This is a genomic window from Niallia sp. XMNu-256 (assembly GCF_036670015.1).
Lineage (GTDB): Bacteria > Bacillota > Bacilli > Bacillales > Cytobacillaceae > Bacillus_BD.
In genome coordinates this window covers 3,375,502-3,396,486 of record NZ_CP137636.1, presented here as the reverse complement: position 1 = coordinate 3,396,486, position 20,985 = coordinate 3,375,502, and the positions used below count along the sequence as shown (strand labels likewise).

The 20,985-nt window shown below is 38.0% G+C and carries 25 protein-coding genes; 18 read left to right on the top strand and 7 right to left on the bottom strand.

All coding sequences use genetic code 11. From position 1 onward, the window contains the following. Positions 1-219 precede the first annotated feature (219 nt). From R4Z10_RS17240 to R4Z10_RS17180, 13 genes are all read left to right on the top strand, one after another. Positions 220-411, top strand: a complete 192-nt coding sequence (locus tag R4Z10_RS17240; RefSeq protein WP_338470525.1) for a sporulation YhaL family protein — start codon at positions 220-222, stop codon at positions 409-411. 286 nt (positions 412-697) lie between these two features. Continuing rightward, the gene (locus R4Z10_RS17235) at positions 698-1,600 is read left to right on the top strand and encodes an allophanate hydrolase subunit 1 (RefSeq protein ID WP_338470524.1); all 903 of its coding nucleotides are present in this window, start codon (positions 698-700) and stop codon (positions 1,598-1,600) included. Beyond that, positions 1,597-2,571, top strand: a complete 975-nt coding sequence (locus R4Z10_RS17230; protein WP_338470523.1) for a biotin-dependent carboxyltransferase family protein — start codon at positions 1,597-1,599, stop codon at positions 2,569-2,571. The genes R4Z10_RS17235 and R4Z10_RS17230 overlap by 4 nt, the downstream gene beginning before the upstream one ends. Positions 2,572-2,583: 12 nt before the next feature. After that, complete coding sequence (locus R4Z10_RS17225; RefSeq protein ID WP_338470522.1) at positions 2,584-2,835, top strand: acetyl-CoA carboxylase; 252 nt, start codon at positions 2,584-2,586, stop codon at positions 2,833-2,835. A gap of 38 nt (positions 2,836-2,873) precedes the next feature. Next, on the top strand, positions 2,874-4,220 hold the full coding sequence (locus R4Z10_RS17220) for an acetyl-CoA carboxylase biotin carboxylase subunit (RefSeq protein ID WP_338470521.1): 1,347 nt from the start codon (positions 2,874-2,876) through the stop codon (positions 4,218-4,220). Between the two features lie 12 nt (positions 4,221-4,232). After that, a complete protein-coding gene (locus tag R4Z10_RS17215; protein WP_338470520.1) occupies positions 4,233-4,997 on the top strand; it encodes a 5-oxoprolinase subunit PxpA in 765 nt (254 codons plus the stop codon). Between the two features lie 58 nt (positions 4,998-5,055). Further along, on the top strand, positions 5,056-5,508 hold the full coding sequence (locus tag R4Z10_RS17210) for a carbon monoxide dehydrogenase subunit G (protein ID WP_338470519.1): 453 nt from the start codon (positions 5,056-5,058) through the stop codon (positions 5,506-5,508). A gap of 160 nt (positions 5,509-5,668) precedes the next feature. Beyond that, on the top strand, positions 5,669-6,202 hold the full coding sequence (locus R4Z10_RS17205; protein WP_338470518.1) for a (2Fe-2S)-binding protein: 534 nt from the start codon (positions 5,669-5,671) through the stop codon (positions 6,200-6,202). Then, positions 6,195-8,543 (top strand): molybdopterin cofactor-binding domain-containing protein, encoded by a 2,349-nt coding sequence (locus tag R4Z10_RS17200; RefSeq protein ID WP_338470517.1) that lies wholly within the window; start codon positions 6,195-6,197, stop codon positions 8,541-8,543. The genes R4Z10_RS17205 and R4Z10_RS17200 overlap by 8 nt, the downstream gene beginning before the upstream one ends. After that, complete coding sequence (locus R4Z10_RS17195; RefSeq protein ID WP_338470516.1) at positions 8,540-9,397, top strand: xanthine dehydrogenase family protein subunit M; 858 nt, start codon at positions 8,540-8,542, stop codon at positions 9,395-9,397. Before R4Z10_RS17200 ends, R4Z10_RS17195 begins: the two co-directional genes overlap by 4 nt. Positions 9,398-9,562: 165 nt before the next feature. Further along, entirely contained in the window at positions 9,563-9,742 is a 180-nt protein-coding gene (locus R4Z10_RS17190; RefSeq protein ID WP_338470515.1) for a hypothetical protein, read from the top strand. A 228-nt stretch (positions 9,743-9,970) separates the two neighbouring features. Continuing rightward, entirely contained in the window at positions 9,971-11,098 is a 1,128-nt protein-coding gene (locus tag R4Z10_RS17185) for an XdhC/CoxI family protein (protein ID WP_338470514.1), read from the top strand. Further along, on the top strand, positions 11,098-11,721 hold the full coding sequence (locus R4Z10_RS17180; protein WP_338470513.1) for a nucleotidyltransferase family protein: 624 nt from the start codon (positions 11,098-11,100) through the stop codon (positions 11,719-11,721). Before R4Z10_RS17185 ends, R4Z10_RS17180 begins: the two co-directional genes overlap by 1 nt. Positions 11,722-11,775: 54 nt before the next feature. Here R4Z10_RS17180 and R4Z10_RS17175 read toward each other — a convergent pair whose 3' ends face one another. Then, entirely contained in the window at positions 11,776-12,639 is an 864-nt protein-coding gene (locus tag R4Z10_RS17175; protein WP_338470512.1) for a peptidylprolyl isomerase, read from the bottom strand. Between the two features lie 266 nt (positions 12,640-12,905). Here R4Z10_RS17175 and R4Z10_RS17170 point away from each other — a divergent pair, with 266 nt between their 5' ends. Together R4Z10_RS17170 and R4Z10_RS17165 are read left to right on the top strand one after the other, a co-directional pair. Next, the gene (locus R4Z10_RS17170; RefSeq protein WP_338473269.1) at positions 12,906-12,989 is read left to right on the top strand and encodes a YjcZ family sporulation protein; all 84 of its coding nucleotides are present in this window, start codon (positions 12,906-12,908) and stop codon (positions 12,987-12,989) included. A gap of 77 nt (positions 12,990-13,066) precedes the next feature. After that, positions 13,067-13,150 carry a YjcZ family sporulation protein gene (locus R4Z10_RS17165; RefSeq protein ID WP_338473268.1) on the top strand — a complete coding sequence of 28 codons (84 nt, stop codon included), beginning with the start codon at positions 13,067-13,069 and terminating at the stop codon, positions 13,148-13,150. Positions 13,151-13,207: 57 nt separating this feature from the next. Here R4Z10_RS17165 and R4Z10_RS17160 read toward each other — a convergent pair whose 3' ends face one another. Next, a complete protein-coding gene (locus tag R4Z10_RS17160) occupies positions 13,208-13,393 on the bottom strand; it encodes a hypothetical protein (protein WP_338470511.1) in 186 nt (61 codons plus the stop codon). Between the two features lie 499 nt (positions 13,394-13,892). Here R4Z10_RS17160 and R4Z10_RS17155 point away from each other — a divergent pair, with 499 nt between their 5' ends. Next, positions 13,893-14,252: a DUF1878 family protein gene (locus R4Z10_RS17155; protein WP_338470510.1), complete on the top strand. Its 360-nt coding sequence runs from the start codon at positions 13,893-13,895 to the stop codon at positions 14,250-14,252. A gap of 4 nt (positions 14,253-14,256) precedes the next feature. Here R4Z10_RS17155 and R4Z10_RS17150 read toward each other — a convergent pair whose 3' ends face one another. The 5 genes from R4Z10_RS17150 to R4Z10_RS17130 all read right to left on the bottom strand — a co-directional run bounded on the left by R4Z10_RS17150 (position 14,257) and on the right by R4Z10_RS17130 (position 18,211). Beyond that, positions 14,257-14,832: an HTH-type transcriptional regulator Hpr gene (locus R4Z10_RS17150; RefSeq protein WP_338470509.1), complete on the bottom strand. Its 576-nt coding sequence runs from the start codon at positions 14,830-14,832 to the stop codon at positions 14,257-14,259. A 230-nt stretch (positions 14,833-15,062) separates the two neighbouring features. After that, a complete protein-coding gene (locus tag R4Z10_RS17145) occupies positions 15,063-15,416 on the bottom strand; it encodes a YtxH domain-containing protein (RefSeq protein ID WP_338470508.1) in 354 nt (117 codons plus the stop codon). A 485-nt stretch (positions 15,417-15,901) separates the two neighbouring features. Next, positions 15,902-16,432, bottom strand: a complete 531-nt coding sequence (locus R4Z10_RS17140) for a tryptophan transporter (protein ID WP_338470507.1) — start codon at positions 16,430-16,432, stop codon at positions 15,902-15,904. Between the two features lie 118 nt (positions 16,433-16,550). Beyond that, the gene (gene serC, locus R4Z10_RS17135) at positions 16,551-17,633 is read right to left on the bottom strand and encodes a 3-phosphoserine/phosphohydroxythreonine transaminase (protein WP_338470506.1); all 1,083 of its coding nucleotides are present in this window, start codon (positions 17,631-17,633) and stop codon (positions 16,551-16,553) included. A 158-nt stretch (positions 17,634-17,791) separates the two neighbouring features. Beyond that, entirely contained in the window at positions 17,792-18,211 is a 420-nt protein-coding gene (locus R4Z10_RS17130; RefSeq protein ID WP_338470505.1) for an HIT family protein, read from the bottom strand. Positions 18,212-18,903: 692 nt separating this feature from the next. Here R4Z10_RS17130 and R4Z10_RS17125 point away from each other — a divergent pair. Both R4Z10_RS17125 and R4Z10_RS17120 read left to right on the top strand, forming a co-directional pair. Then, positions 18,904-19,644 (top strand): ABC transporter ATP-binding protein, encoded by a 741-nt coding sequence (locus R4Z10_RS17125; RefSeq protein WP_338470504.1) that lies wholly within the window; start codon positions 18,904-18,906, stop codon positions 19,642-19,644. Next, positions 19,637-20,848: an ABC transporter permease gene (locus R4Z10_RS17120; protein ID WP_338470503.1), complete on the top strand. Its 1,212-nt coding sequence runs from the start codon at positions 19,637-19,639 to the stop codon at positions 20,846-20,848. The genes R4Z10_RS17125 and R4Z10_RS17120 overlap by 8 nt, the downstream gene beginning before the upstream one ends. Positions 20,849-20,985: the final 137 nt, after the last annotated feature.

The following is a 20,985-nucleotide window of genomic DNA, read 5'->3' as shown; positions in this document are numbered from 1 at the left end:
TAAATTTCATATTTCTGCCTTTTAGTGACATAACTCCATCGATCGGTTCATAAAATGTATGGACAAGGCGGATGCCTGGGATTTTTTAAAGATTTATCAAGAGTCTCGAAACGGACAGGATGTCCTACTGAGGCGAAACCCCAGGAAGTGGCGTTTTGAAGCGTGAAAAAATCCGGGCGCAAATTCGACGAGCGAATTGATTATGTGAGGTGGATAGAAATGGATGTTCCTTTTTGGATGTATTTAGTGGTAATGGGAATTGTCTTTAGTGCATTTATGGTATATAAAACCGGTAAAGAGGAGAAGCAAATCGAGGATGAGATAATTGAACGCGAAGGCGAAGTTTATATGAAGCGTCTAGAACAAGAACGCGAGGAAAAGCAGTCAGTAGAAAAATCAATGGGAGTTTAACTTCATAAAATGTACAGGGCAATCTCGAGAGACTGTTGGCAACTAATAGTAGTTGTCAACAGTTTTTCTTTTGGGGTGCCTCTTTTCTTATCCGTTTAGAATGATGTGTGGGGAATGTTAAATTTCTCCTATATTGTGTTGGAATGTCTGCATAAAATATAAGCGCTTTCAAATTTGCAAGTTTATTTCAAAATTGAAATTTTGTTTTTGTACTATTGTTGCAAACGTTTAATTAACCATTGTTTGGAGTTCAGACACTTTGGCACGAATATTGCATTATTTATAATTGAAAAATCATTATATTTCCGAGGTGATTCTATTGACACGTTACGAGTACGGTGGCGATGAATTTATTTTCGTTGAGTTATCTGAGTCGATGAGTCTTGAAGCTAATTTTCAAGCGATGGCTATTACAAGGCGGTTGAGAGAGGAAAACTTACAAGGAATTGTAGATGTCTGTCCCTCAAATGCCTCCTACATGGTCCGCTTTATTCCTGAAGAAATCCATCCTAATGATTTAATTACAAAGTTGAAAGAACTAGAGCAAACCGTATCGGTTGACAACTTTGAAATTACCTCACGAATTGTAGATGTTCCAGTCTTATTTGATGACCCGTGGACAAATGAAGCTTTAATGCGGTTTAGAGACCGCCATCAAGATCCAAATTCAACAGATTTAGAATATGCTGCAAGAATTAATGGGTTCGACTCAAAGGAAGCCCTTATTAAGGCAATTACCGATTCTCCCTATCTAGTATCTATGATTGGTTTTGTTCCAGGATTGCCATGGTGCTATCAAATGGTTCCGCGTGAACAACAAATTGAAGTGCCAAAATATGTTAGACCCCGTACATACACCCCAGAAAGAGCATTCGGATTTGGTGGAGCCTTTGCTGTTATTTATCCGGTTCAAGGAGCAGGCGGATATCAATTATTTGGAACTGCTGCAGCACCGATTTATCAAAAAGAACAGCGATTATATGACTTTAAGGATTCGATGACATTCCCTAGACAAGGGGATATTTTCCGCTATCGCAGTATTACTATGGATGAATTTCAATCTATCGAAAAACAAGTAGAAGAAGGTACTTTCCGTTATTTAACGAAGGAGATAACTTTTAAACCGCAAGAGGTGCTGGACAATCCAAAAGCGTTTTCTGAGGACGTGTTAAGGAGGTTGTACTCATGATTAAAGTAATAAAACCCGGGCTACAAACAACTGTTCAAGATTTTGGAAGAATCGGCCATTATGAAGTTGGAATGCCTCCCTCTGGAGCCATGGACAAGTTTTCCTATTCAGTAGGGAATTTGCTTGTTGGAAATGGGGAAAATGCTGCTTCGCTAGAAATTACTTATATAGGCCCCGTTCTTCAATTTCAACAAGATGCAATGATCGCGATAACAGGAGGAGAGATTCCACCAAAAGTAAATGGTGAATCTGTTCCAATGTGGGAAACCATTTCCGTTAAGGCTGGAGATGAACTTTCTTTTGATTTTGTTAAGCAAGGTGCTCGTGTGTATTTAGCTGTAGCAGGAGGAATTGATGTCCCACTGATCATGGAATCCCGTTCTACTTATACGTTATGTGGAATCGGTGGCCACGAAGGAAGAGCATTACAAGAAGGGGATGTTTTGGGCATTGGAAAGGATGTAAAGAATGCAGTGAGGATTGGATCACGGATCCGTGAAGAATATCTTCCAACCTTCTCAAAGGTGAATGAAATCCGTGTGGTTGTAGGACTATGCAGTTATCGTTTGACCGAAGAAAGCAAGGAAAGGTTCTTCTCCATTGATTGGACGGTTACTACTGAGGCTAATCGTGTAGGCTACCGTTTTAAAGGAGAGCGTTTACAATTTGTTGAGCGCGAACAGCCATTTGGTGCAGGAAGCAATCCATCAAACGTAGTAGATCTCGGTTATCCAATTGGCTCAATTCAAGTGCCAGATGGTGTTGAACCGATTGCCTTATTAAATGATGCTGTGACTGGTGGGGGATACGCAACCATTTGTACGATCATCTCGACGGATTTAAATAAGATGGCACAAATAAAAACAAATGAAAAGGTCCGCTTTAAAGCAGTAAATATTGAAGAAGCCTTAGAGATTCGAAAAGAATACAAACAAAAAGTAGAAAGAATAAAACAAGAACTACAAGTATAGGGGGAATCATTCATGACAGATACGAATAAAAAAGTTTTATCACCAATTCCAGGAGTTTTTTACCGTAAACCAGCACCTGATAAAGAGGTGTTTGTTAATGTAGGAGACTTAGTTAATGAGGGGGATGTCATCGGATTAATTGAAGTAATGAAAAGTTTCTATGAGGTTAAAGCCGAAGCTAGCGGAGTTTTAGAAAGTTTTCTCGTTGAGAACGAGGATATGATTGATGCAGGTCAAGAGCTAGCCATTATCGTAGAAAAATAAAATAGTAGAAAAGCATTTTGGTATAAAGGAGGACAAGAATGCCTTATTTCAATAGAGTACTCATTGCAAACAGAGGAGAGATTGCTAGAAGGATTATCCGTACTTGTCATCGTCTCGGCATTGAGACGGTCGCGGTTTATTCAGAAGCAGATGCCGATGCACCTTTTGTTCGTGAAGCAACCGAGGCGGTCTGTATTGGCCCTGCACAAGCTAAAAAAAGTTATTTGGATATTGAAAACATCATCCAAGCAGCTAAAGAAACAAAAGTAGATGCCATTCATCCAGGCTATGGGTTTTTATCAGAAAACCCCCTTTTTGTTGAGAGTTGTGAACAAGAAAATATTGTCTTTATCGGACCCGCTGCCAACATTATGAAGATCATGGGTTCCAAGCTTGAGGCTAGAACTCAAATGCAAGCGGCCGGCGTCCCAGTAGTTCCAGGCTCAGCAGGAAAGCTTGGTTCACTAGACGAGGCCCTTGCCATTGCTGAAAAACTAGGCTATCCACTTATGCTTAAAGCGAGTGCAGGCGGCGGTGGAATTGGCATGCAGCTTGTTCAAAATGAAGAAGAAATGATTAAAGCTTATGATACGACGATTCAGAAAGCACAATCCTTTTTTAATGATGGAACCGTCTTTTTAGAAAAGTGGATATCCGATTCCCATCATATTGAAGTCCAAGTAGCAGCTGATCGTTTTGGAAATGTTGTTCATTTATTTGAGAGAGAGTGCTCTGTTCAACGTAGAAATCAAAAAGTGGTTGAGGAAAGTCCTTCATCATTTTTAGATGAGTCTTTAAGAGCCAAATTATTAGAAGCAGCTGTCCGAGGGGTAGCAGAAATTGGTTATACGAATGTCGGAACGATGGAATTTATTTTTGATGGGAATCATAATTTTTACTTTTTAGAAATGAATACAAGATTACAAGTTGAGCATCCCGTTACAGAGGAGATAACGGGAATTGATTTAGTTGAATGGCAATTAATGATTGCTGCTGGTGACAAACTTCCGCTTAATCAGGATGAAATCACACGAAAGGGTCATTCCATTGAATGTCGTCTATATGCGGAAGACCCTGTCACATTCTTTCCTTCTCCAGGAAAGCTAACAACCTTGAAACTACCTAATGGGAATGTACGACTTGATTTTGGTGTAGAAGAAGGCAGTGCTGTTTCTCCGTTTTATGATGCGATGATTGGAAAAATTATTGTACACGCTGATACGAGAAGTGAATCCATTAAAAAAATGATTGACACACTTAACAAAATAGAGGTAGAAGGCATTAAAACGAACCTTGCCCTCTTAGATCAAATTATGAAAATGAAGCAGTTTGTATCCGGTAACTACACAACACAGATATTAGAGAAAAAGGAAATCAAGTCATAAGAGGTGAATGACGTGGTAAAGATCGACTTAAATTGTGACATGGGTGAAAGCTTTGGTTTATATGAAATCGGCAATGACGAGGAAATGATGCAGTATATCACTTCTGCTAATATCGCTTGCGGATTTCACGGTGGTGATCCTTATGTGATGAAAAAAACAGTGGCTCTTGCCAAAAAATACGGGGTGGGCATAGGCGCCCATCCAGCTTTCCCGGATTTATTAGGGTTTGGTCGCCGCTATATGACATGTACTCCTGATGAGGTAAGGGATTATGTCACGTACCAACTTGGCGCTTTACGTGAATTTTGTCGTGCTCAAGATGTACAAATTCAGCATTGCAAACCACATGGCGCTCTTTTTATGAAAGCGATGGAAGATAAACAGCTTGCGCGATCGATTTTAGAAGCAGTACATGATGCAGGTCCAAATATGATTATTTTTGCCCTCAATCAATCCGAGGTATATGAAGAGGCGATCAAAATGGGCATTCCTGTGGCTAAGGAGGTTTACTCCGATCGAGAACATACAGAGACAGGTTCCATTGTCTTAACAAGAAAAGGCTCAGAGATAAAGGATTATGATGAAATGGCACAACGAGTCGTTCGGATGGTAAAAGAGGGAAAAGTCCTTACTTATGATGGCAACGATGTTTCAATTGAAGCTCAGACTGTATGTATTCATGGGGATACACCAGGAGCACCCATCCTTGCAAAGGCAATTGTTCGAGCATTAAATGCTGCTGAAGTAGAAATTACTTCAATTAAAAACATAGTTTAGTAGATCCCTATATTTTATAGAATAAAAAAGCCATTTTTTCATAAAGGAGAGAAACAGATTGAATATTGAACAAACTTATACGTTTAAAGATGTATCACGAGAGTTGCTTTGGCAAACCCTTCAGGATCAAGGATGTCTACAACGATCTTTACCAGGCTGCAAGGTTTTTGAAGAAGTAGAGGAAAAGGTTTATAACACAGAGCTTGGAATTAATATTGGCCCGGTCAAGGGGGTATTCACAGCTGTCGTTCGCCAAGTTGATATAATTGAACCCTATTCATATCGATTGCTTGTACAAGGAAAAGGGAAGCCAGGTGAGATTGATGCAGATGCTTCTATGATTCTAGAGGAATCTGAGCAAGGAGCGACGCTTACTTGTAAGGCAGAAGTCAAAGTTACAGGTACACTTGCATCCGTTGGGCAACGGGTTATGGGAGGTGTGGCTAAGGTCGTATTAGGCAAGTTTTTTAAAGATATTGAAAAAGAAACGAAAGAAATGGCTAAGCTCTAATTGCATTTAATATATTCTTTTTACTTCTATAACTGGGAGGCGAGTTTAAATTTAATTCTGGATCAGTGGGAGTCTAATCCCATTACAAAGAAATGAGCCTTAGGTGGATATAGCGAATTGATTAAAGGTATTTTTATAAATTATAGGGGGTGTTCGAGAGATGGAAATTAAGAAGCAAAAAGTAACCGTAAACGTGAATGGTGCTGAACGAAGTGCTGAAGTGGAGCCCCGGAAACTACTTGTGCATTATTTACGTGATGATCTAGGATTGACAGGTACACATATCGGATGTGACACAAGCCAATGTGGGGCTTGTACGATCTTGGTAAATGGAGATGCAGTTAAGTCATGTACGATGCTTGCGGTTCAAACAGAGGGGGCTAAAATCTCAACAGTCGAAGGACTAGGAACGATTGAAAATCTTCACCCAATGCAGCAAAGTTTTTGGGAGGAGCATGGTTTACAATGTGGCTACTGTACACCGGGAGTCATGATGGCCATGATTGCTATATTAAAAGATAACCCAAATCCGACAGAGGAAGAGATTCGAGAGGGGATGGAAGGAGTCATTTGTCGCTGTACAGGTTATCAGTTTATCGTCAGTGCTGTTCAAAAAGCAGCCAAGATTATGGCTGAAAGAGACCAATTACAAAACGGAAATGCACTAGTTGGGGAGGGATCAATGAATGGCTAAAATAGTTGGTACTCCAGTAAAACGAAAAGAAGATCCTCGGCTATTAACGGGAAATGGAAGATTTGCCGATGATATTCAATTACCAGGTATGTTATATGCAACAGTCATAAGAAGTCCTCATGCCCACGCAAAGATTAAAAATATTCTAATCGACGATGCATTGAGGTTAGAAGGCGTTGTTGCCATCTATACAGGGAAGGATCTAGAAGGAAAAATCGGTCCAATTCCAACAACCTGGCGTGTACCTGGCTGTAATTTAAAAGAGGCACCACATTATCCATTAGCTAGTGATACTGTGCGTTATGTTGGTGATGGAGTTGTATTAGTTATTGCTGATGACCGTTATACCGTTCGTGATGCAGTCGATTTAATTGAAGTAGACTATGAAGTTCTTCCTGCTGTTGTCCGTCAAAAAGAGGCAATTAAAGACAATCAACTAGTCATTCATGAGGATATTGAAAATAATATTGCCCTTCACTGGAAAGCGGGTGAAGTAGCAGATGAACTGATTGAAAGTGCTGAAGTGGTTGTTCGAGAAAGCTTTAATTTGCAGCGGGTTTTTCCTAGTGCTATTGAAACTCGTGCCGCAATCGGACAATATGATGCAGGTAGTGGTGATTTAACCCTTTGGTGCTCTTCCCAAAATCCACATATTCATAGAATGGTATTATCAGAGGTACTGAACATTCCAGAATCAAAGCTGCGCGTAATAGCTCCAGATATGGGGGGAGGGTTTGGTGGTAAAATTGGCGTACACCCTGATGAAGCGTTAGTTGGTTATGCTGCTCGTGATCTTAACAGACCAGTTAAATGGATTGAGCTTAGAAGTGAAAACTTTATTGCGGCAAATGCTGGACGGGATGAGATCATTGACGTTGAACTTGCTGGAAAAAAAGATGGGACCCTTACTGCCATTCGGGTGAAAAACACAGCTAATTTAGGTGCTTATTTATCTACGTTTGGTCCAGGGTGTCCGACGATTGACTTTGGTTTAATGATTACTGGAGCTTATGATATCCCGCATGCCTCATGTGAAACGATCGGTGTTTATACAAACACAACTCCAATTGATGCATATCGTGGGGCAGGTAAGCCAGAGGCGACTTATCAAATTGAAAGGATGATTGATTTATTTGCTAAGAAAATAGCTATGGACCCGGTTGAAATTAGAAGAAAGAATTTCGTGAAAAAAGAGGCTTTTCCTTATACAAATGCGCAAGGGTTACTTTATGACAGTGGAGATTATGAAAAGCCGCTGCAAAGAGCTTTAGACATCATTAATTATGAGAGCTTACGTAAAGAGCAAGAGAAATTAAGGAAACTAGGGAAATTAATTGGAATTGGCTTTTCAACCTATGTAGAGTTATGCGGATTTGGACCTTCAAAGGTGGCAGGGGCTATCGGTTTCCAAGGCGGTGTTTGGGAGAATGCAACGGTTCGGATTCATCCGTCTGGAAAAGCAACTGTTTTTTGTGGAACTTCACCACACGGTCAAGGACATGCTACAACATTTGGCCAAATCGTAGCAGATAAGCTTGGCATCCCATTAGATGATATCGAGTTTGTTTTCAGTGATACAAAATCAGTATCGATGGGATGGGGCACATATGGTTCTCGTTCCACTGCAGTCGGAGGTGGGGCTATTGCTTATGCTGCGGATCGTGTTGTTGAAAAAGCAAAGAAAATTGCTGCCCATGAATTAGAAGCAGCAGAGGAAGATATTGTATTTGAAAATGGAATTTTCCAATTAAAAGGAGTGCCAGGTCATCAACGTACATTCCAAGAGGTTGCTAGAAGTGCTAACTATGCATGGAATTTACCCGAAGGGATGGAGCCTTCTCTAGAAGGGCAATCATTCTTTGATCCTGAGAATTTTGTTTATCCGTTCGGTACACATATTGTTGTCCTAGAAATTGATAAGCAAACAGGTGAAATTGAGTTAAAACGTTATGTATGTGTGGATGATGTAGGAAATGTAATTAATCCCTTAACTGCTGAAGGACAAGTACATGGAGGAATTGCACAAGGTGTTGGGCAAGCTTTATGGGAAGGGGCTATTTTCAGTGAAGAAGGACAGCTGTTAACTGGAACGTTAATGGATTATGCATTACCAAAAGCACGTTTCTTCCCACATATTGAGTCAGAGTTTACAGTAACTCCTACAACAGTAAATCCAATCGGGTCAAAAGGAGTTGGTGAAACAGGCACAACGGCTTCTATTGCAGCTGTAGCAAATGCTGTTATTGATGCATTAGCTCCATACGATGTAACAGATGTTGAAATGCCAATTACACCAGAAAAAGTTTGGCGTGTGATTCAAAGTGGGGAGGAGAACGAATGATACCTGTCAAATTTGATTATGTACATGCAGAATCAATCCAACAAGCGATTAAGTTACTGCAAGAAAGTGACGGAGAGGGCAAGTTAATTGCCGGCGGCCATAGCTTATTGCCGTTAATGAAATTTAGATTAACAGAACCAAGTGTACTCATTGATATTAGTCGAGTTAGTGAACTAAAGGGGATCAATAAGGAAGGAGATCGTATCGTAGTTGGGGCTTTAACTACTCATTATGAGGCCGCAAACGATCCGATCATTAAAGAGTATATTCCGGTACTTGCTGATACCGTACGCCAAATTGGGGATATACAAATTCGTAATCGTGGCACAGTCGGAGGAAATATTGCCCATGCAGACCCGGCAGCAGACATACCAGCAGCAGCTGTGGCTCTAGATGCGGAAATTGAAATGATTAGTGAGGATGGCGTAGACACAATGGATGTCCATAGCTTTATTATTGGGCCGCTTATTACTGCTTTACCTGAAGATAGCATCGTAAAGTCTGTATCGTTCCAAATCCCTCCATCCCATACGAAATCGGTTTATTTGAAGTATTTCCACCCTGCCTCGGGCTATCCAGTTGTCGGCGTGGCAGCCGTAGCGGGTGTAGATAAAGATGGTACGATTGATTACGTCAAAATCGGGGTTACTGGCGTAGGGGATGTGGCGTTTCGTGCAGAAGCTGTTGAACAAACCCTTTTAGGCCAAAAGCCAACACAAGCGTTGATTCATGAGGCATCCAAGCTTGCAGCAGAAGGAGCTGAAATGGGCAGTGATTTATTTGCTTCAGCAGAATATCGGGAAAATTTATGTAAAGTGTATACGGAACGCGCTTTAAGTAGTGTACTATTATAAAATTTCATAATATTTATAATAGTTTTTAGAAAATGAATCATGTGGGACCAGTGAAGTGAGCTGGCCCCATGTTTCATTATTATTCCAATTCGCCCGTTGAGTTTAACCTCCATCCACTCATAAATACATAAAACTTAAGAGAGGTGATTAGAAATTAACGTTAATATGAGGAGGTCCATACAAGACAATTTTGAACAAAACGGCTATATTACAGACCAGCCGACCGTTATCGCCTTGCACCTTGTCCAAGCCTTGCAAAAACCCTTATTGATTGAGGGACCTGCAGGAGTTGGAAAAACAGAGTTAACTAAAGTACTCGCACACGGTCGTCACGATTTTCAGTGATGGTCTAGATACAGGGGACTTATCCAACATGGATTGGGCCATGAAAGAAATTCAACATCGTTCATCCGATGTTATTTGGTTGAATCCATTGCTCTCTATTTCAGGATATGAGCAGAGGCGAGAGGGATGAAGGCGGCGCTTCCGTATATTGATCTGTTTATGGAGGCATATAAGGCTGAATCCTTCCAAAGGTAGGCAAAAAGAGTATAAATTTCGAGGTGAATGGGAATGTCTGAAAATGCATTAGTGATGGAAGCGATTAAGAAAGCGCAAGAATCTAGTATAAAAGCGGCTTTAGCTACAGTTGTAAGCGTAAAGGGGTCTGCTTATCGTCGTGAAGGTGCCATGATGCTTATAGATGGAGCTGAAAAAACAACAGGAATGATTTCGGGTGGTTGCCTTGAATCAGATGTTGCAGAAACAGCAAAAGAGGTTATAGTTTCCGGACAACCTATTCTCAAAACGTATGATTTGGATGAAGATCTTGTATGGGGACTAGGTCTTGGGTGTCCTGGAATCGTAGACATTTATATCGAACCTGTTCCAACAAGGGATGAAATGACTGAATGTCGATCTTTTAATCGTTGGCTTGATTGTGTAAAAAATCAAGAAGAAGGAGTTTTGGTAACCATTCTTCAAACGGAAGGATATGCTGATGGGGGCAGAATGTTTATACCTAAGGAAGGAAGTCCAATTGGTTCACTTGGTGATCGCTTCTTAAATGAAAAGGCAGCCACGATTGGATTAGCTAAATTAAATGAATCGAATCCTAAGTCAGAAAGCATTTTAATGACAAGAAGTGACGGAGTGGAACTTCTTGTGTTTTTGGATGTATATATCCCGCCTGTTACCTTGTTGATTTTTGGCGCAGGTCATGATGCCCTTCCAGTAGCTAAATTAGGTGTTTCATTAGGGATGAGAACAGTTGTGGTCGATCAGCGTCCTGCATTTAACAACGAAGAACGATTTCCAGGTATGAAAAGGTTGGTTATCAATCCAGCTAAATTTAACGAACAAATCAAAATAACGAATCGCACCTATATTGTAATTATGAATCATCATATTGATAGAGATATTGAAACATTGAAGTTTGTTTTACCTTCAAACGCTGCATATATAGGTCTGCTTGGACCGCGATCCCGAGGAAACAAACTAATTCATGCAATTGAAACTGAAGGAATCAGGGTTTCCGACAATAAGCTTGCTAAACTACATAGTCCAATTGGCCTGGATATTGGTTCTGTGACACCTGAAGAGATTGCCATTAGTATTCTAGCAGAGATTATTGCTGTCAGAACAGGTCATCATGGAGGATTTCTTCAAGGTTCTCAGAGAATCCATGGAATAGTTAACTAATGAATAATATTAGTGCCATCATTCTTGCCGCAGGAACCTCTTCAAGAATGGGATCTGTAAAGCAACTTCTGCCACTTGGCAATAAACCTTTATTGAAACATGTAATCGATAAAGTAACCGCTGAGGATTTTTCCGAAATTATTGTAGTAATTGGTTATGAAAGCAAAAATATTAAAAGGAGAATAGCGTTTACAGATGAGCGTATACGTTGGGTGGAGAATACTGAGTATCGATCAGGTCAGAGCTCATCCTTACGATGTGGATTCCAGAATTTAAAAGAAACTGATCGTAATGTTATGGTTTTTCTTGGAGATCTGCCATTTGTTTCATGCTCAACCATTAAAAGGGTCTATGAAATGGGACAGAAACAACTTAGTATATTCAACGAGCCTTTTGTGATTCGTCCTCAATATAATGACATCAAAGGACATCCCGTATTTTTCGGAAGATTACAAGTAAAATTATTTTCGAGTCTTCAAGGAGATCATGGAGGGAAGATGATCATGAAGCAGATTTCTCATCAAATGACGATTGAAGTCGAAGACGAAGGAATTCTATCTGACATTGATACGCCTGAAGCATATGAAAAGGCAAAATTGGCTTTGAAAGGATTTCACTTTTAATCATAAAAAAACACACGAAGTCGTGTGTTTTTTTATGACATTATATAGAAAAAGTTATTTTTCTTCAGCTTTTTCTTCTGTAGTGCCTAAGATCCCTTGAAGATCTTTATCCTTAACCTCAACGCCAGCGTCTTTCAGCTCACGATCAATGACAGATTGAATGGTTTCCATATCCGATAACCGAGAGTTCAAAAGGTTTTCTTTCATTTTACCTTTAACCTCTTCAAAAGGTTCTTTTTCCTTTTTATCCGTTACTTGAATGATGTGAAATCCAAATTGTGATTGGACGGGCTCGCTGATTTCATTCACATCTAAAGCATAAGCGGCTTCTTCAAATTCAGGCACCATTGCTCCTGGTCCAAACCAACCAAGATCTCCGCCTTTTTCAGCTGTTCCATCTGTTGAGTATTCCTTTGCTAAATCCTCGAACTTCTCACCAGCATCAAGCTTCGATTTAACTTCTTTAGCCTTCTCTTCATCTTCAACAAGAATATGTCTTGCTTTAATGTCAGGACGGTATTCTTCCTCATAATACTTCTTTACATCTTTATCTGTAATATCTGAACTAACGGCTTTCTCTAATAAAAGATTTAGTCTTAAATAGTCATCTCTAAAGGATTCTTCACTTTCGAAACCATACTGAAGGAAAAATGTATCTCCGTACTGTTCCTTCATTTCCGTAACTTTTTCATCTAATTCTTTATTTGAAACCTCATATTTATCTGCTAAAACCTTTTCATAAACCATTTGCTGCAAGACAGGTTGTCCGGCCATATCCTTCATTTCAGCATAAAATTCATCTTTAGTTATATTTCCCGCTTTTGATTCTACAATGAGATCTGATCCATCTCCATTATTACAAGCTGTTAAAGAGAGGATTCCGACTGCCATCGTAATTGGCAATATCCATTTTTTCACGTATTTAACACTCCTATTGATCAAATTCGCCTGCCTGATTTACGCCTAAAAAACTAAAGGCCCATCGGAGGCTTAATTTCATACAGTTGTCTTTGCTGAAGTTTAATCTCGTACAAACAACAATGATAACTATAACATAAATTTGTCCGCTAACAAATTAATTGGAAAGGTTTTTTAAGATTTTTTTCAAAAAACTAGGTAAATGTCCATTACATATTCGTCCTTCGTACATATGATACATCGTAAGAGAAAGGAGGTAAAAAAGTATGGGACATTTTCATAACAGAGGTTTCGCGTTAATCGTAGTATTGTTCATCTTACTAATTATCGTTGGAGCTTCCTTCTACTAAGAAATAGTTTAAAACCTAAAATGTTTGCGGAATACCATATAGAAATACAGATAATTTCATTCTAGGAGGTGTTAAGTATGGGTCAAGCTTACGGTGGAGGATTCGCGTTAATCGTAGTTCTTTTCATCTTATTAATCATCGTTGGAGCAGCATGGTTATAAGATTGAGATAATAGATGACAAAGAAGCGGTGAGAATATCACCGCTTCTTTGTCGTGCTTACGTAATAGCTACTAATATCTCAACATATGAAGAGATGAGTAGGATGGTAACAAGAATATTGATGGTTCTAAATATGTTTGATTGCTTTTCTTCTGGAATCTCTTTTTGTAGACAAAGTAAGTTGGTGAGCCTATTAATATGCAATAATATAAAAAAGGCAAATAAAATATAAAAAATTAACAAGTCATTATTCCTCCTTTTGAGAGGCTGATTCGGTCTCGTGAATAAAGTGTAACTTCCATCAATGGGAGGTCTTTTATCCCTCGCTGATGGAAAGCCCGCGGCCAAAGAATGCTGGTCACGCATACGTTGCCGTAAGCGTATTTAGTCTGTGATTAACTTCCCGAGCTTTACGGTCAGTTAATCCCCCACATTATACTAGAATCTTGAGGTGGAAGTCTTACTGCCCGTTAAGCTGATAAAAATCAATACGGAATCACGATTTTAAAAAGCCATTAATGTAATTGAAGATCATTCTTATATATATATGCCTATAAATGAGTGAATAAAACAAAAATAAGGCATTCTTGTTAATCATATGCCTACCTGAAAAGCTGTAGAAATGGTAAAATAGTGTACATGTTGTAATAATTATATCCATTTATTATAGACTACTTATGTAAATTTACGATGAAAGTAATAAAAAATCAATAGTAAAATGGATAGATTAACATTAAGGATAATGCAAAATAAAGTGGGGAAAGATATGGATTTACAAGCGATATTAGAGAAAATTAATAAATTGGAGTACCACCAATCACTTTTGTTGAAAATGAATCAATCATCGACTGAAGCCTTTTACAAACTAATCATTGAAAAATCACTATCAGAAGAAGAAGTAGGACAATTCCATAAAAAATGTGAAAGATTGAGCAAAATTTTCGAAGAACAAAAAGCGGAAGGTTTTGTTTATTTTCATCCGCTTTACGAAAAATTTATTGCTCATCTTCATCCGAAACTTTCGGCTCAAGAAGTAATCATAGCTTGTTTAAGACAGGGGTTATATGTTTCCTTAATGACCGAATTCAAAAAATATTTATGATCATCTAAATGAATTCTTTTTCTAAATTGGCCTTTTTAATGATTTTCCCATCATCTTCGATAAAGTCCTGGTTGATATTGTTAAAAGAAGTTTCGAAAATTTCCATAAAGTCATCCCCATAAATATTTCGAACAATCGCCATTAGTTCCATAATCTCTGGGAATTTTCCATAAATATCTTTTAACGGTAAGGAGCCTGTGTAGACAGAGGTTTGAGTCCCATCATAAGCAGATAAAGAATCTAAAAACACTTTTTCCCCTTTTTCTGTCAGTTTAATATACGTATTACGTTTGTCATTTTCCTTTTTCGAAAATTCCAGAAAGCCCCGCTCCTCTAACTTTTTGGAAAAATTAAAGGCGGTAGAAACATGCATAACTCCAAATTTTGCTACATCTGAGATGGAAGCACCATTTAAATGGTAAGCAATTGACAGGATATGATGTTCATTAATATTCAAATCATACGGTTTTATCCATTGTTGCCAGTCTTTCTCAACAGATTTCCATAATGCTTTACTTAGTTGAGCAATTCTCTGAGTATAAAGCATCGCTTCCTTTGCGGAAAAATCTTTTTCTTCCATCCTCTTATACCCCTTTTCGTATCTCTCTTAATTATTATTATGCCAATAAAGTAAAGATTAATAAAGATAGTAATTTGCTAAATTATTAGAATTTGTGCAAATACCATGTATAGTCTTATGTTATTGTGTGAAGGTTCATCCTGCTATCGCAATATATCTGTTTTCGATTATGAGACGAGAAAATCCTGCTTTTTTCACGTATTTTTTTGAAAAATGTCAGAATTTACATACTATTTATTTAAATGTCTCTCAAATTCAGCAATTGTTTTTTCAAGCGAAGCAATTTCTTCTTGCAAATGTCGTTGGTGAGGACGAATCTCATCTTTCCATTCAGTGACCGACTTTTTTAAATCCAAGACGAAAGAATGAATGTTTTCTTTTCCTTCTTGAGTTGCAGTTGCCAGACTCTTCTTTAAATCACGTAAATGAGATTGAATCTCTGAGAGTTGGTGTATAAACGGTTGTGCTGTATTTTTAACGACTATACGAGTTTCCTTACCAGAATTAGGAGTGGTTAGTAACGTGATTAAACTAGATAAAGTGGCTCCAACAAATAATCCAGCGAGGTATGACTTCCCTTTCATGATCTTCTCCTCCAATTACAATTAGTATGAATCGTTCCCTTGTGTGTTATATCCCTCATTCATGATGCATAAACTTAATTATGCTTGTCTGTTAACTTTATTCAGCGGTAGTCACGGATTTTCTTAGGGTGCCGTACCGAGTAGCTCGATGAGAGGGACATGATGTCCTAGTCAGGCTAGAAATAAGGTTGTGGCGCTCTGTAACGTGATAAAGAATCCAGGCGCGCAAATTCGACGGGCGAATTTAATTCTAGGGGTGACATCATGAGCATATTTTTTTTACTTTTATGCCTTATAACAGGTTCACTCTATCTTTTTTACTTTTTAGCCTGGAAGAGGCCGTCTGCTTATCCGCCCAAATACTTGCTTAAAAAACGGTTACAAATCATGGGTCTAAGTAGTATCATGTTTTTGCTTATTACCATTGTGTTAATGTTGTTTTAGTTAGAAAGAAAAACCCGTCAATCGAGACGGGTTTCAAACAGTTATTGACTGATTGTCTGTTGACCAGTAAATGTTGTTTTTTTCATAATTGTTGTCGCGACTGGATATAAAACAATCATGACAATAGTATTGACCGCTGCTGCTGGTAATACGGCTGCGGCAAACATTGCTGCAAATTGTCCTGGTAATCCAACAATAAAGGATGCTGCAGCTAAGAAAATGGCTCCTGAAATCAATGTTCCAATTGCTGTTAGAACAGCGACTGAGATAATCGATTTATTAAGCTTTCCTAGTAGCATAAATAATCCTAAAAAGACGAATGCTGTAATGAATTTATCGATAATATTTGGGAAAAATCCCCCTGGCATTGAAGTTGTAATTCCTGAAATAATTCCTGTTGCAAGTCCTACTAATAGGACACTTTTCGTATCTGGAAAAAGAATAATACCTAAAAACATCATCGTTAGCATCATATCAGGCTTCATTCCGAACACAAACCCAGGAACAACTGCGTGTAAGACCGTCCCCATACCAATTAAAAGAGCAATGGCCACTAGTTTTTTAGTATTCACTTCTCATCTCTCCTCATCTCATCTTGACTAAAATCGCTTTTCCTACAGTGCACTCGTTGCCTGCAGCGAAAAGTTTCTATTATTATAGCACAAAAGCAGAGTTTAAAGAATCCTTTTATTAATAATTTTTTCTGAACTCTCTCATAAACTGAGCGAGTCGCTCTACATTTTCAAGAGGTACAGCATTATAAATAGAGGCCCTGCAGCCACCAACTGAACGATGACCAGCCAAACCAACAAACCCAGCTTCTTTTGCCTGGGATAAAAAGCTCTTTGTTGCTTCTTCAGATTGTAATGTGAAAGTGACATTCATTGTTGAACGGCTGTCTGGTGTAGCATGTCCACTATAGAAGCCATTACTTTCGTCGATCTCATCATAAAGAAGCTTCGCCTTTTGCTCATTTATTTTTTCGATCGCTTGGACACCGCCTTGCTCTTCAATCCATTCAAGGACAAGCGACAATAAATAAATTCCAAAGGTTGGTGGTGTATTATATAAAGAATTATTTTTCACGTGAGTGTTGTAATTTAACATCGTTGGTAAATCATCAGATGAGCGGGTTAATAAATCTTTCTTGATAATAACAACGGTTACCCCAGATGGGCCTAAGTTTTTCTGTGCGCCTGCATAAATAAGATCGAATTGATCCATATTTAATGGTTTACATAAAATATCGCTGGACATATCAGCCACAAGAGGAACTTGTAATCCTGTTGGGAATTTATGCCATTGTGTACCGTAGATGGTATTATTGCTTGTAATATGCAAATAAGCAGCGTTATTAGCTACCATTGCTGGATCTAAAGCTGGTATGTTTTTGTATTGATTATCTTTACTTGAACTGACGATTTCCGTTTTTCCAACTTTCTTTGCTTCTTTTAAAGCTTTTTCAGACCATGCACCAGTTAATGCATAATAAGCAGTTTGACCTGCTTGTAGCAAGTTCATCGGTACCATTGAAAATTGTAAACTAGCCCCACCTTGTAAAAATAGCACCTCGTAATCATCTGAAATGGAAAGTAAAGAACGTAAAGAGGCAATCGCAGCGTTGTGGACCGCTTCATAATCTTTACTTCTGTGACTCAATTCCATGACTGACATTCCCGTACCTCTAAAATTCAACAATTCACTTTGGGCTTGTTTAAGTGCTGCTTCAGGTAAAGCAGCGGGACCCGCATTAAAATTCAGTGCACGACTCATTTAGACAACCTCCTAGAATTTTTGTGATAGGCCATTTTGAAATTTCAAATAAATATAAAAATAGTTTCTTCTTCTTTATAGTACCTTAGAATTTGTCGAATTGTACATAAGTAATTTTGTGAAATAATAAAAAAATTCTCCATAGGGAGAATTTTTTATTAAAAATGACTTTTTATATCCGCTGCCATTTGTTGAAGGTCTAGTGAAGTGTAGTCACTTCCGTTGTTTTTCCAAACTGCACCAAATCCATCACCTTCACCGTAACGGGGGATTAAATGCATATGAAAGTGGAATACAGATTGACCTGCTTTTTCACCGTTATTATTAACAACATTTAATCCGACTGGGTTGTATGTTGTTTTTAGAGCCTTAGCAATCTCAGGAGCAACTTCAAAAATATCTTTCGCCATTTCTGGAGTTAATTCATAAATGTTTTCTTTATGTACTTTTGGAATAATTAACGTATGTCCTTTTGTGACTTGGCTTATATCGAGAAACGCAACGACATTTTCGTTTTCAAAAACCTTTGCTGAGGGGATATCTCCATTAATAATTTTACAAAAAATACAATCACTCATTATGTTTCAACCCTTTCATCATAAGTTATGAATAATTGTAACATATTGGTAACCTTTTCAAAACAAGCAAACAAAAAGGGCAGGATTCGCATGGAATCCCACCCTAATGCAGGGGAATCATTCATATACTTTCGTTCACTACAGATACTGTTCTGCGACAAACACCTCATTTATTGTAAAATGTATGTGCTCATTCACTTACAGATACTGTTCTGCGATAAACACCTCATTTATTAGTAAAATGGTTGTGTTTATTGGGTAATTTCAGATCCTTTGTTCAAGCTAACCATCCCCTATTCTTATAAGTTTTTTACAAAACATTATAATCACTAGGCAACGTTATCTTTGACAAACACCTCATTTTCAAATTTAATTTGAACTTCGGTGACAGGAATCCTCTTGGTTTTCATACAACTTGTGCATTACAACCATCCCCTTATTTGGAACGTTTTATAAAGCATATGGGTCAATCGAAACAATTGTCTTTTACAGACACCTCATTTCAATTTTTGATGATTTTCATCATCAAGGTTGTTTCCCCTACATAAATTAGAATGTCCGCTTTTTGAAATATATATACTTCCTTTTTTAAAAAGTTTTTGATTTCCGTTGAAACTTGTTAAACTGGACAAGGTCATCACACATTTCTTACAATTAATGTAAGTAAATCTGAACTAGGAAGGGCGTTATGAATGTCTTTATTGGAGATAAAACATTTAACAGGTGGATACACAAGAAATCCTGTATTAAAAGATGTTTCTTTTTCGGTTAATTCCGGAGAATTAGTTGGGCTTATCGGCTTAAATGGGGCAGGTAAAAGTACAACGATTAAGCATATTATTGGATTAATGGAACCGCATCAAGGGGAGATTACCATCAATAAAAAAAATATTGATGATGATCGAGAAACATATCGAAAGCAATTTACATTTGTACCAGAGACACCTGTCCTTTATGAAGAACTGACTTTGGATGAACATTTAAGGCTGACAGCGATGGCTTATGGAATGGAGGAAAACCTTTATAAAGAACGAGTAGGGAAATTATTGAAAGAGTTTCGGATGGAAAAGAGATTGAAGTGGTTTCCAGCCCATTTTTCAAAAGGAATGAAGCAAAAGGTTATGATTATGTGTGCTTTTTTAGTTCAGCCATCTTTGTATATTGTAGATGAGCCTTTTGTTGGCCTCGATCCTCTTGGAATTCAGTCCTTACTTGACTTGATGGAGAAAATGAAGGAAAGCGGCGCAGGCATACTCATGTCCACCCATATTTTAGCAACCGCTGAACGGTATTGTGACCGATTTATTATATTACACGAAGGCAAAGTAAAAGCTCAAGGAACGATGGACCAGTTACGACAGGATTTCAATATGCCAAATGCGACACTAGACGATCTATACATTCAATTGACAAAGGAAGAAGATCATGTTTGATGAGAAGATATTATGGAAAGAACGTTTTAGTCGGACGAGCAAGGAGCTTTCTCGTTACCTTCGTTATATTTTTAACGGTCATCTCGTAATCGTTTTTATCTTTCTAATTGGAACTGCCGCTTTTTATTATCAGGAGTGGCTAAAAATGATACCTGAAACCTTTCCGGCTGGGGTAATTATGGCTGTAATTATGTCACTGCTATTAACTTATAGTCCGATATATACCTTTATGTCTGATGCAGATCGCATTTTTTTGCTTCCATTAGAAACGAAACTGAATAATTTTTTTAAAAAATCGATTCTCATTAGCTTTTTTATGCAAGTTTATTTGTTACTTGTCGGGTTGGCGGTGCTCATGCCGATGTATGCTGCTGTGAATGAGGGAAGGTTTAATTCCTTTATTCCATTTCTCGTTATCATTCTCGTGGCAAAGGCGCTTAATTTATGGATACGCTGGTTTGTTCAGTACGATGGCGAGGTTCGAGGACATTGGGTTGATTCCATTATTCGATTATTAGTCAATTTTGTTTTCCTCCTTTTTTTATTTTCAAATGCTTCGGTTTATTTAATTGGGGTTCCCATCATTCTTTTAGTGGGATTACTTTTTTATTATCATAATCAATCGAAAAACAAAGGATTAAAATGGGAGTTTTTAATTGAACAAGATGAGAGGCGGATGACGGGTTTTTATCGCTTGGCTAATTTATTTACCGATGTTCCTAAGCTGAAAAATAAAGTGAAGCGGAGAAAATGGTTGGATGCGCTCCTTGCAAGAATTCCGTTTCAACAAGAACAGACTTTTTCCTATTTATTAGGACGGACTTTTTTACGTTCTGGTGACTATTTCGGTTTATTTATACGTTTGACCGCTATCGGGGCGATTATGATTTACTTCCTTACATTTGGGATCGGACAAATTATCCTTATGATTCTTTTTCTATATTTAACAGGATTTCAATTAATACCTCTCTGGAAACATCACCAAAATCATGCCATGCTTGAGTTGTTTCCAATAAGCGATAAAAATAAAAAAGAATCTTTTTTAAAGATTTTACGAAATGTGTTAGTCCTACAAGTGATTGTACTATCTGTCATCATTTTAATAAAAGGCGACTGGCTCGCAGCCGTCATTGCTGTACTTGCTGGAGGAATCTTTACTCTCTATTTTGTTTATTTTTATAGCAAGAGAAAGATTAACGGATAAACAATTTAAGAGTAATATTCATCTAACACCGAAAAAGTTATGCCTAATGGAAAAGTGGGTAATATAAGCTCTGTTTAGCAATATAGGATCAGATAAATGATAAATGGATGATCATCCTTAAAGGAGAGATTTGCATC

Excerpts from the sequence above, each read along its gene's own strand:
- R4Z10_RS17240 (WP_338470525.1), top strand. The coding sequence starts at position 220 with ATGGATGTTCCTTTTTGGATGTATTTAGTGGTAATGGGAATTGTCTTT.
- R4Z10_RS17230 (WP_338470523.1), top strand. The coding sequence starts at position 1,597 with ATGATTAAAGTAATAAAACCCGGGCTACAAACAACTGTTCAAGATTTT.
- R4Z10_RS17225 (WP_338470522.1), top strand. The coding sequence starts at position 2,584 with ATGACAGATACGAATAAAAAAGTTTTATCACCAATTCCAGGAGTTTTT.
- R4Z10_RS17220 (WP_338470521.1), top strand. The coding sequence starts at position 2,874 with ATGCCTTATTTCAATAGAGTACTCATTGCAAACAGAGGAGAGATTGCT.
- R4Z10_RS17205 (WP_338470518.1), top strand. The coding sequence starts at position 5,669 with ATGGAAATTAAGAAGCAAAAAGTAACCGTAAACGTGAATGGTGCTGAA.
- R4Z10_RS17200 (WP_338470517.1), top strand. The coding sequence starts at position 6,195 with ATGGCTAAAATAGTTGGTACTCCAGTAAAACGAAAAGAAGATCCTCGG.
- R4Z10_RS17195 (WP_338470516.1), top strand. The coding sequence starts at position 8,540 with ATGATACCTGTCAAATTTGATTATGTACATGCAGAATCAATCCAACAA.
- R4Z10_RS17190 (WP_338470515.1), top strand. The coding sequence starts at position 9,563 with ATGAGGAGGTCCATACAAGACAATTTTGAACAAAACGGCTATATTACA.
- R4Z10_RS17185 (WP_338470514.1), top strand. The coding sequence starts at position 9,971 with ATGTCTGAAAATGCATTAGTGATGGAAGCGATTAAGAAAGCGCAAGAA.
- R4Z10_RS17180 (WP_338470513.1), top strand. The coding sequence starts at position 11,098 with ATGAATAATATTAGTGCCATCATTCTTGCCGCAGGAACCTCTTCAAGA.
- R4Z10_RS17170 (WP_338473269.1), top strand. The coding sequence starts at position 12,906 with ATGGGACATTTTCATAACAGAGGTTTCGCGTTAATCGTAGTATTGTTC.
- R4Z10_RS17165 (WP_338473268.1), top strand. The coding sequence starts at position 13,067 with ATGGGTCAAGCTTACGGTGGAGGATTCGCGTTAATCGTAGTTCTTTTC.
- R4Z10_RS17155 (WP_338470510.1), top strand. The coding sequence starts at position 13,893 with ATGCAAAATAAAGTGGGGAAAGATATGGATTTACAAGCGATATTAGAG.
- R4Z10_RS17150 (WP_338470509.1), bottom strand. The coding sequence starts at position 14,832 with ATGGAAGAAAAAGATTTTTCCGCAAAGGAAGCGATGCTTTATACTCAG.
- R4Z10_RS17145 (WP_338470508.1), bottom strand. The coding sequence starts at position 15,416 with ATGAAAGGGAAGTCATACCTCGCTGGATTATTTGTTGGAGCCACTTTA.
- serC (WP_338470506.1), bottom strand. The coding sequence starts at position 17,633 with ATGAGTCGTGCACTGAATTTTAATGCGGGTCCCGCTGCTTTACCTGAA.
- R4Z10_RS17130 (WP_338470505.1), bottom strand. The coding sequence starts at position 18,211 with ATGAGTGATTGTATTTTTTGTAAAATTATTAATGGAGATATCCCCTCA.
- R4Z10_RS17125 (WP_338470504.1), top strand. The coding sequence starts at position 18,904 with ATGTCTTTATTGGAGATAAAACATTTAACAGGTGGATACACAAGAAAT.
- R4Z10_RS17120 (WP_338470503.1), top strand. The coding sequence starts at position 19,637 with ATGTTTGATGAGAAGATATTATGGAAAGAACGTTTTAGTCGGACGAGC.